Raw genomic sequence first — 12,677 nt, forward strand, 5'->3', positions numbered from 1 at the left:
AACCGATGGCATGCATCGAAGGAAATCCGACTTCCCCCTTCAAAAGCGGAAGTTGGATTCCCGCCCCGCTACCGTGCATAAAGCCTGTCCAGCCGGACGAAGCGGCCGACGACTGCGAGCAGCGCGATGGTCAGCAGGATCAGCACGGAGGAGAGCGCGTGCGCCGTCGGTCTCAGCTCGAAGGAGGCTTCGGCGTAAAGGCGCACCGGCAGCGTCGTCAGCCGGGCGGTGGTGAGGAAACTCGTCACCGTCACCTCGTCGAAGCTTAGGAGGAAGCCGACGATCGAGGTGGCGAAAAGGCCCGGCAACAACCCCGGCACGATCACCAGCAGGAAGCGCTTCCAGCCATTGGCGCCGAGGCTTGCGGCCGCCTCTTCCTGCGCCTCGTCCAGCCCGATCACCGACGCCGTCAGAAGCGTGATGGCAAAGGGCAGTATCACCACGACATGGATTGCGACGAGGCCGATGAAGGCAGGCACCGCAACGTAGATCTGCAGCAGTTTCAGCATGCCGACGCCAAGCGCGACATGCGGCAGCGTCAGCGGCAGCAGCCAGAAGGCGAGCAGCGCCGAGCGGCCACGGAAGGGAAAGCGCGCCAGCGCGAAGGCCGCAGGCACCGCAATGACCAGCGACACGGCAAGGGCCGCGAGCGCCACCTTGACCGAAACGATGAAGGAATCCGTGTAATAGCCGGAGACGAAGACCTCGTGATACCAGCGCAGCGTGAAACCGCGGAAGCCGGCAGCGGTCGCAAGTTCCACGTCGTTGAAGCTTTGGACAAAGACGAGGCCGAGCGGCAGCAGCAGCAACACGACGGAAGCGGCAAACAGCAGCCAGGAGATGATCGGGCCGGCGAAGTTGACGACAGGCTCGACAAAGCGCGGCAGCGCGATCGGCCGGCTCTTGCCGCCGTAACGCCATGTCATCAGCCGGTTGAGCGCGAGCGTCGCGAGCACGGCAAAGGCAAGGCCGGTAACGGTCATCACCAGCGCCAGCGCTGCAGCAAGCGAGGTGTTGAGATTGTGCATGGCCTCCTGCAACACCAGCATGCCGGTGGTCCAGACCTTCTTGCCGCCCAGCATGGTGGCGGAAACATAGGAGGTCGAGGACATCAGAAAAACAACGATCGTGCCGGATTTGAGCCCCGGCAGGGACAGCGGAAGATCGACCGTCAGAAAGCGGATCGCGGGCGAGGCGCCGAGGCTTTGGGCCGCCTCATGCACGCGCGGCGAGGTGTTCTGCAGATTGTCGTAGAGCGCCAGCACCATGAAGGGCATGAACACCTGGGTCAGCGCCACAATCACCGCGCCGTGGTTGAACAGCATGGTCTTGACCGGCGGAATGCCGAACCAGCCGGTGACGATGTTGATCAGCCCTTCCGGCGACAGCAGAAGAATGATGCCGAGCGAGCGCACGACGACATTGGTCAGAAGCGGAATGAGAACGATGGCAAAGGCAAGAGCGCGGTATTTCCCCGGCATGCGCGCCAGCCAGTAGGCCACCGGATAGCCGAGCAAAGCGGAGGCGATGGTGACCGCGACCGACAGCCAGATCGTCTCGAACACGACCCGATAATAGAAACTGTCGGAGGCGATATCGATGAACTGCTGCAGCGAGGGCGTCTGGATCAGCGGTCCGAACGGGTCGGAATATTCATGCAGGGACAGGAATACCACCGCGACGAGCGGCGCGGCAAAAGCGATCAGGAGCCAGATGGTGACCGGCGCTGAAAGCGCCGGCCCAAGCCATTTCCTCATCCGGCAATCTCCCGGTCGTAGATGGACTGCCATTTGTTGCGGTTGCTATTGATGTAATCCCAGTCGAAGTCGACAAGCGTGTCGATCTGGTCAGGCATGATCAGCTTGCTCTGAATGTCTGCCGGGATATCGGCATTGGTAACCGTCGGGGAGTAGTAGATCTCCTTGGCATAGGCCTGCATGACTTCCGGCGACAGGTGCAGGTTGACCCATTCTTCCGCAAGCTTCTGGTTCTTCGTGCCCTCGGTGATGCAGGCAACGTTCATGGCAAGCGCCTTGCCTTCTTCCGGATCGGCGAGCGCGAAATCGGGGTTCCGCTCCTCGATATACTTTTCGCAGAAGCTGCCGAACTCGACCGACAGATCGGCAATGTCCTGGTCGAACATATCGAAAAGCTGTGCCTGGCTGCCCTGGATGGCGGCAAACGGCTTCAGTTCCTTGACCTTGTCAAAACCTTCCGGCGCCATCTTGGTCTGGTCGCCGAACCATGAAAGCGTCGACATCATCAGCGCGGAGATGCCTTCGGCGCCGAGGCCGTTCGGCCAGGCGATGCGGCCCTGCCATTCCGGCTTCCACATGTCCTTCCAGGACGTGATCGGCGCGGATGCCTTGGTCTTGTTGTAGACGATGGTGCAGGGGTTGATGGCAACGCCGTAACCGCCCTTCCTGGCGATCGGGTAGAGATACTGGGCGTTTTCGACCGCATCGGTTGCCGGCTGGGTGACGCCATCCTTCACCGCCTGACGGCTTTCGAAGATATTGAGGTAGAGGACGTCGAAGCTCGGGCGACCGCGCTCGGCATAAGCGCGGGCGCGGCGCTCGACGGTGCCGCCGAGAACATAGGAGATCTTGCAACCGTATTTGTCGACCAGAACCGGCTCGATATACTGTTTGACGATCTTTTCCTGGGTGCCGCCCCAGATGCCGACGACGAGTTCGTCACCCGGCTTCGGGTCCGGCGTCTGCGCGCGAACGAAGGAATAGGGAGCGGCAAGCGTGGCGGCCCCGCCCAGAATGAGTTTGTTGAAGGAACGTCTCTTGATGTTCATGACAGCTGTTCTCCTGGTTTTATGTTTTTAGATAAAGGTGGTCCCGCCCGGTTCGGCGGTGACCCGGCATGCAGTGCCGACCGGCGGCGGCGGCGTATCGGACGGAACGACAAGCCGGATCATGCCGCAGGCGGCCTGGATATCGGCCTCATAGGTCTCGCCAAGATAGGCTGCATTGACGAGCGTTCCTGAAACCGAAAGCGGAGAATTCTCCTGGCCGAAGCGCAGCCTTGAGGCGCGCAGCACCAGCTTGGTGGCTTTTGCCGGCGCACCGGCGCAGGTGATGCCGGGGGCGGAAAACACGCCGTTTTCCACCTTGCCGTCGATCACCGTGCGGTGGCCGAGGAAGGTCGCGGTAAACGGGCTCTTCGGCTGATCGCAAAGCGCAAGCGGGGTGCCGATCTCGCTCATCACGCCTTTGCTCATCACCGCCACGCGATCCGACATGGAAAGCGCTTCGGACTGGTCGTGGGTGACGAAAATGGTGGTGATGCCGAGGCGCTGCTGCAGCGAGCGGATCTCGTTGCGCATGTCGGCCCTGAGATTGGCGTCGAGGTTGGAGAGCGGTTCGTCGAGGAGCAGCACGTCCGGCTCGATCACCAGCGCGCGGGCAAGGGCAACGCGCTGCTGCTGGCCGCCGGAAAGCTGGCCGGGATAGCGGTCGGCATAGGGACCGAGGCCGACGGTTTCCAGCGTCTTCGCCGCCCGCTCCCGCCATTCGGCCCGCGAGGCGTTGCGCATCCTGAGGCCGAAGCCGACATTGTCGATCACGGTCAGATGCGGAAACAGCGCATAGGACTGGAAGACGACGCCGATATTGCGCTTGTGCACCGGCTTGTGGCTGATGTCCTTGTCGTTGAGGATGATACGACCGCCCGACGGCTCGACGAAACCGGCAATCATCCGGAGCGTCGTCGTCTTGCCGCAGCCCGACGGACCAAGAAGCGACAGAAGCTCGCCCTTGGGCACTTCGATCGTCAGCCCGGAAACGGCCGTGGTATCGCCATAGGTCGCCGAAACATTGTCGAGGGTGAGATAGGGCTTAGGCGCCATTTGCGGTGTCCTCATTCAGAACGGAAAGCGCGAGACGGCTGGCCGCGTGACAGATCGTCAGCGTCTGCGGCTGAGCGTTCATCCCATCGGCAGATGCCGGGTCTTGTGCATGGAGAGAAAAGGCGGGCCAGGCGGCGGCCTGAAGCGACAGGCGGAGGCTGAAGCCCGCCGGCACTGTGACATAGGCCGCGCGCAAACCGACGCTCACCGGCGCACCCGTCATTTTTGTCCGGGTTATTCCGGTCTGGATCACGTTCGCGCTTCCGGTGGGAGATACCAGAGAGAGCGTGGCAACGAGATCGAAGACCGATGCTTCCGTAGATATGGTGATGTCAGCCCTGACGGGCCCGCAAAGGGTGAACGGAGTCGCCTGAGGCGCGGTGGTATAGACGGCGACATCGGAACGATCGTCGGCCGGAGCCCGGTCGACGAAGCCCGCGGGTTCCCCCGCATGACCGCCGACAAGCGGCGCCGGGCGGAAAGGATCGCTGACGAGCACGTCCTCGCCATCGCCCGGTTCATCGGCAAGCCTGCCGTCATTGGCAAAGGTTGCGGCAAGCCCGCCGGAGCAGGGTGCCATCGTCGTCTCGGTCGTGGAGGGCCACCGATGATACGCCCTCCAGGCGCGCTCGCCCATATCGAACAATGTGAGAGCCGACGGCGGGTCGCCCTTGCCTTTCAGATAGAAATCGAAAAACGCGACATTGGCCCGATCGACCGAATAGGCTTCGGCCTCCGGCATGCGAACCGAACCGCTCGCCCCGTTCCACGGGATATGCGTCCATGGGCCAATGGCAAGATGGGTGGTTTCGGGCGAGGCGTTGCGGAAGGCGCTGTCGGCGGCAAGCGTGCCCTCCAGCATGAAATCGTACCAGCCGCCGGTATGCAGCACCGGAATGTCGAGAGAAACCTCCCGCAGGAGACGTGCGGGCGAAACCTGGTCCCAGTCCGCTTCGAGGTTATCCATCCAGCGTTTGAGATGGGAGAGGTCGGGCCGGTCCATAAGGTATCGCGCGGTTTCCGCCAGACCGCTCAAGGCTGCAAGGGCCGCGTGCGTCTCGCGATCACCGTCATGGGCGGCCTTCAGCAACGCCATCTGCAGCGCCCAGCCAACCATGCCGGCATAGCGCGGCGCGCCGCCCTCATAAGCCCAGTCCCTCTCCGGTGCGAAGGAGCCCATGGCCGGCGCCATGGCATCGACTTGTCCGCCGCCGGCCAGCGCCAGATATTGCGTGATCGCCTGATAGGAAAAGCCGTAAAGCCCGATCTTTCCGTTGCAGCCGTCCAGGCCCCGCGCCCACGTCACCGTCTCCGCGCCATCGCTTACTTCCTGGCGAAGGCAGTCGAAATCCCCTTCCGACGCGCCCATGCCGCGCACATCCTGCACCACCACGAGATAGCCGTGGCGGGCGTACCAGGAGGGGTGGGCGAGCACGACGGTGGAGGCGATTTCCTTGCCATAGGGCTGGCGCATCAAAAGAACCGGCCAGTCCCCCTCGCCCGCCGGGCGATAGACATCCGCCGCCAGCGCCACACCGTCTTTCAGGGTGAGGTGCTCGACGCGCTTTGAAACAGCAGATGTCGGGTTTCGGGCGAGCAAAGGATCAGTCCTTGAACATGGTCTTCTGGGTGAGCCTCTCCATCGGGAAGGCGAGAACCTCTTCTGCAAGCGCCACAAGGCTTTGCGCCGAGCGCTCGACATGGATCCTGCCGCGTTCGGCGTCGGCGGCGGCGGCATTGCCGCAGGCCCCGGAGGGGTGCAGGTCCTGGGTCTGCCAGCCGAAACCGATCCGGCCCTCAGCCGTCAGCACCTGATTGCCGCGCTCCATCTCCACCGACATGGGCTGGAAGTCATCGGCGTACTGCATGTCGACCAGATCGGGATGCAGATGCAGCATGGTCGAGGTTTCGGATTCGCCGCCATGAATGCCGTGTTTCAGCTCGTGTTCACTGTAGAGATCAGCCTGGCTGGCCCCTGCAGAAACCCATGAGGAGACGGCGAACATGCCGCATTTGATGCGAAGCTCGCGGCAGACGATCTCCATCACCTGCGGCTGGCCGCCGTGGGAGTTGGCAAAGATGATCTTCCTGCAGCCGGCGCGCGCCACGCTCTCGCCGATCTCGAACCAGAGCCGGGCAAGCGTTTCGTAGGACAGCGTCAGCGTGCCCGGATATTCCAGATGTTCGACCGACTTGCCGACCGCCTGCATCGGCAGAACCAGAACCTTCATGTCGTCCGGCATGATTTCGACGGCGCGGTTGATGATGCCGGCATTGATGGCGCTGTCGACGCGAACGGGAAGATGCGGGCCATGCTGCTCTACGGCTGCCACCGGCAGGATCGCGACGAATTCCGACATGTCCATATCGGTGAAGTCCTTGGTCGTATGGTCCCACCACCAGTGCGATTTGAGCGGCATTTGGCCTTCCTTCCATCCAATCGTCCGGGCAAAGCTTCGCCGGCGGCGCGAGCGACGAGGCTCGGCACGGCAGAAACCGGACTAAGTTTTATGCAATTTCGATTTGTGCCTACATTATGATCACGGCATTTGACATTCCGCAATTCCGCCTTGGGTTATATGCGGTATAGGCTCAGGCTTATACCGCTGCGAGCGCGGCAAGACCGGCCATGGCGGCAGGCGTCGGCCGCGCGTCCAGGTCCGCACCGTAACGCCTTGAAACATCACGGATAAGATTGCGCACCCAGCGATTGGCCGGGCTCTTGTGCGCGCGTTCGTGCCAGAGGAGGTAAAGCCGCATATTGCCGAAATCGCGCGGCGCGGGGACGACGCAGAGGCCGTAATCCGGATAGCGGTCCACAACGAACTCGGCATAGGGACGCGCCGTCGTGAAGATCAGGTCGGTGCGAGCGACCACCGGCGGCACCAGCGCATATTCAGGGACAGACAGCGCCACCCGGCGATTGACGCCAAGCTGCTTGAGCCGACCGCCGATGGGACTGAAGGCGGGACGCACGACCGAACCGAGCGAGAGATGCGGCAGGTCGAGATAATCATTGAGTGACATGCTGCCGTTTCCGGCAAAGGGATGATCGGCCCGCATGATGCAGGCCGTCTCGCAATCGAAGATCGTGCTGGAGCGCAGGCTTTCATGCGGCGCCGGCCAGTTGGCAACAAGCAGATCGGACGCGCCGGAACTCAGTTGTTCGGTGAGATCGTCATTTTCCGAGGGCGCGAAAAAGTCGATCGAAGCGGCCGGGGCCTCCCTGCGCAGCCGTTCGGCGATCGGCGGAATGAGAAAGCCGTTGAAACAGCTCATCGCCGAGACCCGCATGGCGAATGCGGTGGTGGCTGGATCGAAGGCCTCTTCCGGACTGATGGTCTCGCTGAGTTCCGCCAGGATGCGGCCAAGCGAGGTCCGCACCGTCTCTCCCCGCTCCGTCACGGCCATGCCCTGCCCGCTCCGGACCAGAAGCGGATCATCGAAAACCTGCCGCGCGCGCTTCAGCACCGCGCTGACGGAAGGCTGGCTCTGGCCGAGCCTGGATGCGACGCGCGAGACATTCTGCTCGCTCAACAGAAGGAAGGTCGTGCGTAAAAATCGGACATCAATCGTGCCGTTCTGATCCGTGATCATGCAAATCGCCTTTCACATGCACAAAACGGTCTCCCGGAATCTTGAAATGCAATTTCCGTGCCGAACGGCGAGGAATCAGCGCTTCACGCGCCGGGCGAACAGAAAATCCGGGCTGGCGGACGCTCGAAGGTCTTTTTCCCGTTTCGCCAGCCACAAAGGGCCGGCGCCACCGTCGCCACGGCCTCGGCCGGGGTTTCGGCATCAAACAGCACCACCGTCGCCGGACCGCCTTCCACAATGGCGGCGGGCTCTCGTCCCAGCAGACGGTCGGCCTGCCCGGTCATCATGTCGTAGACGGTCGCAAGATCGTCCGGCGTTCCGAGCTGGGCGATATTGGCATAGAGGTTGGCCATGCGCATCAGCGAGGCATCGCCGAAAGGGGTGAACGGGTTCAGCACGTTGTTGGTGGAAAGCGTGGCGATGCCGCCTGCCGCAATCAGCCTGTGGCCGGGCGTCATGCCGCGCGGCACCAGATGCGTGAATTCGCGGCCATTGAGATAAAGATCGGTCGCCGGCAACACGGTCAGCGCGATGCCCGCCTCGGCAAGTCCCGCAAGCGCTTCGGCAAAGGCGACCGGTTCAAGCACGGACAGCTTGGTGACGTGACCGATGGAGACGCGCCCCTGATAGCCGCGCCGCTTCGTCTCGGCGATGATTGCGCCAAGATTGGAGCCCTCCGGCTTCAGGTCGAAATCCACATGGAAATCGACATTGACGCCAAAGCGCTCGGCGAGATCGAAGATTTTCGTTACATGGACCGCCGGATCGGCATCGGTATAGGGGCAGCCGCCAACCTGATCGGCGCCGTTTGCGAGCGCCTCGGCCAGCATTTCCTCTGTGCCCGGATCGTTCGTCAGCCCCTCCTGCGCAAAGGCGCAGATGATGATCTCGATGGCATCGGCATAGTCGCGCCGGATCGCCTTGATCGCCTCGAAGGAGCGGAAACCCGCGCGCGGATCGATCTCCACGAAGCTGCGCATCAGCGTCGTGCCATGCGACATCGCCTGCTCGACGACCGTTGCCGCGCGCGCGTAGACATCCGCCTCGGTGAAGGCCGCCTTGGCCTGCGCGGTTTCCCGCACGGCTTCGGCAAGCGTCCCCTCGCAAAGCGCGCAACGACCGATGATTCCCGCCTTGTCGAGGTGGATATGGGTTTCGGTGAGCCCCGATGTGGCCAGCCTGCCCTCAGCGTCGAAGGACGGCGCATCACAGGCGATGCCGCTTGCAACGGAAGCGATGCGGTCGCCGGAAAAGGCGATATCCACCGGCGTCGGATGGCCTGCGAGGCGGGTATTGCGGATCAGGAAATCGATATCAGCCATAGCTCACACCAGTCTCCCGGCTTCGGCGACCTTGCGCCCGGCCTTGAAGACGGTGCGGGCCACGGGGCGCTCGGCCAGCGTCTCGGCAATGCTGCCGCAATCGACCAGAATGAAATCGGCAGGCGCACCGGGGGAAAGCGGGTCGCCCCGACCGAGCACCGCGCCCGACGCCCCGGTCACCAGCGCAAAGGCCCGTTGCAGATCATCGTCGGCGCGAAAATCCTGCCGGTCGCAGATGATGCCGGCGCGCTCGATCAGATCGCCATTGCCGAAGGGCGACCATGCATCGCGGATATTGTCGGAGCCGACAAAAACGCGCACGCCGGCTTCGGCCAGCCGCTTGACCGGCGGCATCGGCACCGGACCGGGGCCGTTGGTCATTATCGACACGCCGGCGCGCGCCAGAAGCGAAGCCGTCCTGCCGAATTCCGCATCATCCAGTTCGCCAAGGCAGAAGGCATGGCTGACGGCCACCCTGCCCTGAAGCGAAGAGGCAATCGTGCGCTCGGCAATCTGGCGCAGCTCAAAGGCACCAAGTGACCCGCCGTCATGCAGATGCAGATCAACGCCGACATTGTGTTTTTCGGCAACGGCAAACACGGCATTGAGATGACCCTCGATATCATTGTCGATGCCGGCCGGATCCAGCCCGCCGACAAGGTCAGCGCCAGCCGCAACAGCCTCGTGCAGCAGCTCTGCCGTGCCCGGATCACGAATAATGCCGGACTGCGGAAAGGCAACAATCTCGATGTCGATCAGATGACCATGGCTTTCTCGCAGCGACAGCACCTGTTCGAGCCCTTTCAGCCCGATCTCGGTGTCGATATCGACATGGCTTCTGACGGCGACCGTCCCCAGCGCCGCGATCTTCTCGATCAGCGCCCCGCCGCGCGCCGTCACCGGAAGCGCGACCGTGCGGCGCAGCGCGCGCTCGGCGGCAATCCGTTTGGCTACCGTCTCGCCCGGAATATGCGGAATGAAGGGAAGGCCGATCAGCGTCTTGTCGAGATGGATATGCCCGTCGACAAGCCCCGGCAGGATCATCTTCCCGCCGCCGTCGAAGCGCTCGGCCGTATCGGGAGCATCAACCGTCCCTTCCGGCGCAAATCCGTCGACAAGCCCTTCCTTGATCAGAAGCGAAACGCTTTCGCCCTTCGCATTGCGGATATTTTCAACGGCGATATGTGCAGGCAAGGGCTTTCCTCAGTCGATCAGGCGAAGGCGGCGGGCGGCGGCAACGCGGTAGAGCCGGTCTCCGCCCCATGCTTTCTGCTCTTCCGACGCCGAGAAGGTCAAGCTGACATCATGCTCGTCGTAGGAGGCAATGGCCGCCGCCTTGATCTCCGGCCATTCGGGCGCATCGCGTTCGCGCATTTCCTGCACCTGGTCTGCCGTCGGAAACACGGGAAAACCGATCTTGGGGATAAGCGCGGCAATCACCTGCCAGAAGGCGCGGTAGAGCGGCTCGACCTTGTCCTCATCCACATGCGGGGTGACGAGGCGCATCCAGTGCATGCCGGTAACCGCGTGCAGCGCGGAGAAATCCAGCGTGAAGGCAAAGGCAACGAGCGACACCTCGGTCATGCGCCGCACCGTGTTGTCGCGAAATCGCAGCCGATCGATCACCGGCGCAAAGCCCGGAAGCGCACCGACAGCGCGGATGTTGTGCCACAAAAGATCAGTCTCGGTCTCGTAATCACGGATGCCCTCGATCTCGGCGATCCCGGCAAGCACCTCCGCCGGATCATCCGTGTTGGCTTCGAACCTGCCCGGCCCCGGCAGCGGCAGATAGGTTGCCGCCCAATAGCCGAGCGCATGACCGACTTCGCGGGCATCGTTCTTCAATACGCCATAGGCAAGCCGCATCAGCGGATGCGTGGCGCTTCCGGCAATCCCCTGCGTCATCGCCGGGAGATAGGTGCGGATTGCCTTGTCGATGCCGAGCCGCTGCGCCTCGCCGACGAAAAAGCCGCGATAATCGGCCTCGCGCGCGCGCTCACCGAGCGCTTCCTGCCAGTTGCCGGGGTCAATCGGCGCGACGGGCGCGGCGACCGGCGGCACGGCATGGGCGTCGCGATAGGTCTCGTACCACTCGTCCAGTCGTTCAGGCGTGGCGCCAAGCCGATCGAGCGCGATCAGCACCATCGGCACGTGATTGGCGAGCATATAGGGAAATTCGAAACTGCGCGTCTGGGCCTTGGCCAGCACGGCGTCGAGTGTCAGCGGTGTCGTCATTGTGTCCTCCCCGACCTCTCAGGCCGAGACCTTTCCGCGCGGATTGAAATGCGGTTCGCGATAACCGGCAAGCTCTTCCCGGAAGCGCGCGGCGTCCTCCAGGAAAAAGGCCCGCGTCAGGCCATCGGCGATGCGGGCGATGCCGTATTTGACGCCGGTGATGCCGTTTGAAACCGGCCCGAGGCTTGGCACCGCGCCGCCATTGAACATGTGGATACGCGAGACCCAGTGATCGCGCGCCGCATCCATCGGCGTCAGCTCGAATGTGCGCCCGAGATAGGGCGCCTGCAAGACCGGCGGACAGTCTTCGCCTTGAGGCGGCGTGAACCGGTCGCGCCAGTGGGCAAAACGCCCCTCAAGGGGGAGAAGCTCCGGCCGCATGGAAAAATCGACGCTGTATCCGGTGCCCAGCAGAATATGATCGGCCATCAGCGTGCCGTTCCTCGTCTCGGCGCGGATGCGACCATCCTCGACGGCAAGCGCATGTATGCCGCTGCCGAGCTCCATCGCGAAATTCGGATAGGCGGTGGCGCGGTCATACTGGTCCTGCGTCGGCGGCACTTTCAGATCGTAATAATGCCGGGAAAACCGCCATTTCTCTGCATCCGGCAGTTCGGCGAAAGCGCCGAGATAGCCGGGGAAATTGGTCCATGCGAGCACCTCGGTGCAGGCAAGTTCTTTTGCGCGGGCGACCATGGTCACGCGGCGTGCGCCCGCTTCCAGCGCAACCACCGCCCAGTCGAAACTGGAGGTGGCCGAGCCGAGAACGATCACATCCTTGCCCTGAAGATGACTGTCATCGGCCTCTTCACCGCTATGGGTCCAGAATGCCTTGGGAAGTGCGGCGACATTCTCCGGCACATAAGGACCGCCACAGCCATCCATGCCATTGGCCATGATCAGCCGGCGGCAGGTGATCTCGCGGGGAAGCGTTCCGTTGCCGGAGATCGTCAGGCGCAAGCCATCTTCCGCCTCGGCGACAGCCTCAAGCCGGGTTTCGTTATGAACCGTCACGCCGCTGGCCTTGCGGAACCAAAGCATGTAGCGCATCCAGTCCTCGCGGCCGATTTTCTCAAGCCCGGCAAAGGTCTCGGCGCCATAGACGGCCTCGTACCAGGCGCGCGGACTGAGGCTTGGAATGCCAAAATCGGGGCCGGCCAGCGTCTTCGGCGAGCGCAACGTCTTCATCCGCGCAGACGTGACCCATGGCCCCTCGCGCCCGGCTTCCGCCTTATCGATGACCAGAACGCCCTCTATGCCGCGACGCCTCAGCGCAAAGGCGGCAGACAGCCCGTTCAACCCCGCGCCGACGATCACGACATTATAATGCGCCGCCTCTGCCGGTTTCTTCAGCCAGACCGGCGCTTCGGCCTCGATGCAGGCCATCTCCCAGGCCGCGCGTGCGGCAAGCTGTTCGAGTCGCTGCTCAAGACCGCCGGAAAGAGACGGCGAAAGGTCGGATAGGCACTGCATTCTGGTTCCCGATCAGGCGTTTGCTCAAAATCAAGGCAAAACCGGCTAGAATTGTCTGATTTTTGGGCGATTATGTTCTTTTTTGTGATTTTTTCTCTGAATCCTTTTTTTGTCAAGTGCGCTTGAGTGCGTTTTTGTTTGATGTATAGTGCTTATCGATCATGACATTCATGAGAACAACAGATGCATGA

At 62.7% G+C, this 12,677-nt stretch carries 10 protein-coding genes; all 10 read right to left on the bottom strand.

Features of this window, described 5'->3' with window-relative positions; all coding sequences use genetic code 11:
* Positions 1-68: 68 nt before the first annotated feature.
* Positions 69-1,757, bottom strand: coding sequence for an ABC transporter permease subunit (locus FF124_RS11465; RefSeq protein ID WP_138748633.1), 1,689 nt, complete (start codon positions 1,755-1,757; stop codon positions 69-71).
* Positions 1,754-2,806, bottom strand: coding sequence for an ABC transporter substrate-binding protein (locus tag FF124_RS11470; RefSeq protein ID WP_138748634.1), 1,053 nt, complete (start codon positions 2,804-2,806; stop codon positions 1,754-1,756). The genes FF124_RS11465 and FF124_RS11470 overlap by 4 nt, the downstream gene beginning before the upstream one ends.
* A 27-nt stretch (positions 2,807-2,833) precedes the next feature.
* Positions 2,834-3,859, bottom strand: a complete 1,026-nt coding sequence (locus FF124_RS11475; RefSeq protein WP_138748635.1) for an ABC transporter ATP-binding protein — start codon at positions 3,857-3,859, stop codon at positions 2,834-2,836.
* Positions 3,849-5,459 carry a CocE/NonD family hydrolase gene (locus FF124_RS11480; RefSeq protein WP_187326905.1) on the bottom strand — a complete coding sequence of 537 codons (1,611 nt, stop codon included), beginning with the start codon at positions 5,457-5,459 and terminating at the stop codon, positions 3,849-3,851. Before FF124_RS11480 ends, FF124_RS11475 begins: the two co-directional genes overlap by 11 nt.
* Positions 5,460-5,463: 4 nt before the next feature.
* On the bottom strand, positions 5,464-6,279 hold the full coding sequence (locus FF124_RS11485) for a creatininase family protein (protein ID WP_138748637.1): 816 nt from the start codon (positions 6,277-6,279) through the stop codon (positions 5,464-5,466).
* A 178-nt stretch (positions 6,280-6,457) separates the two neighbouring features.
* Positions 6,458-7,456, bottom strand: coding sequence for a LysR family transcriptional regulator (locus FF124_RS11490; protein WP_138748638.1), 999 nt, complete (start codon positions 7,454-7,456; stop codon positions 6,458-6,460).
* A gap of 83 nt (positions 7,457-7,539) precedes the next feature.
* Complete coding sequence (locus FF124_RS11495; RefSeq protein WP_138748639.1) at positions 7,540-8,778, bottom strand: amidohydrolase family protein; 1,239 nt, start codon at positions 8,776-8,778, stop codon at positions 7,540-7,542.
* 3 nt (positions 8,779-8,781) lie between these two features.
* A complete protein-coding gene (locus FF124_RS11500) occupies positions 8,782-9,972 on the bottom strand; it encodes an amidohydrolase (RefSeq protein WP_138748640.1) in 1,191 nt (396 codons plus the stop codon).
* Between the two features lie 9 nt (positions 9,973-9,981).
* Positions 9,982-11,013, bottom strand: coding sequence for a questin oxidase family protein (locus FF124_RS11505; protein WP_138748641.1), 1,032 nt, complete (start codon positions 11,011-11,013; stop codon positions 9,982-9,984).
* 18 nt (positions 11,014-11,031) lie between these two features.
* Entirely contained in the window at positions 11,032-12,486 is a 1,455-nt protein-coding gene (locus FF124_RS11510) for an NAD(P)-binding domain-containing protein (RefSeq protein ID WP_138748642.1), read from the bottom strand.
* Between the last annotated feature and the right edge of the window lie 191 nt (positions 12,487-12,677).

It is taken from the genome of Martelella lutilitoris (assembly GCF_005924265.1).
GTDB classification, from domain to species: domain Bacteria; phylum Pseudomonadota; class Alphaproteobacteria; order Rhizobiales; family Rhizobiaceae; genus Martelella; species Martelella lutilitoris.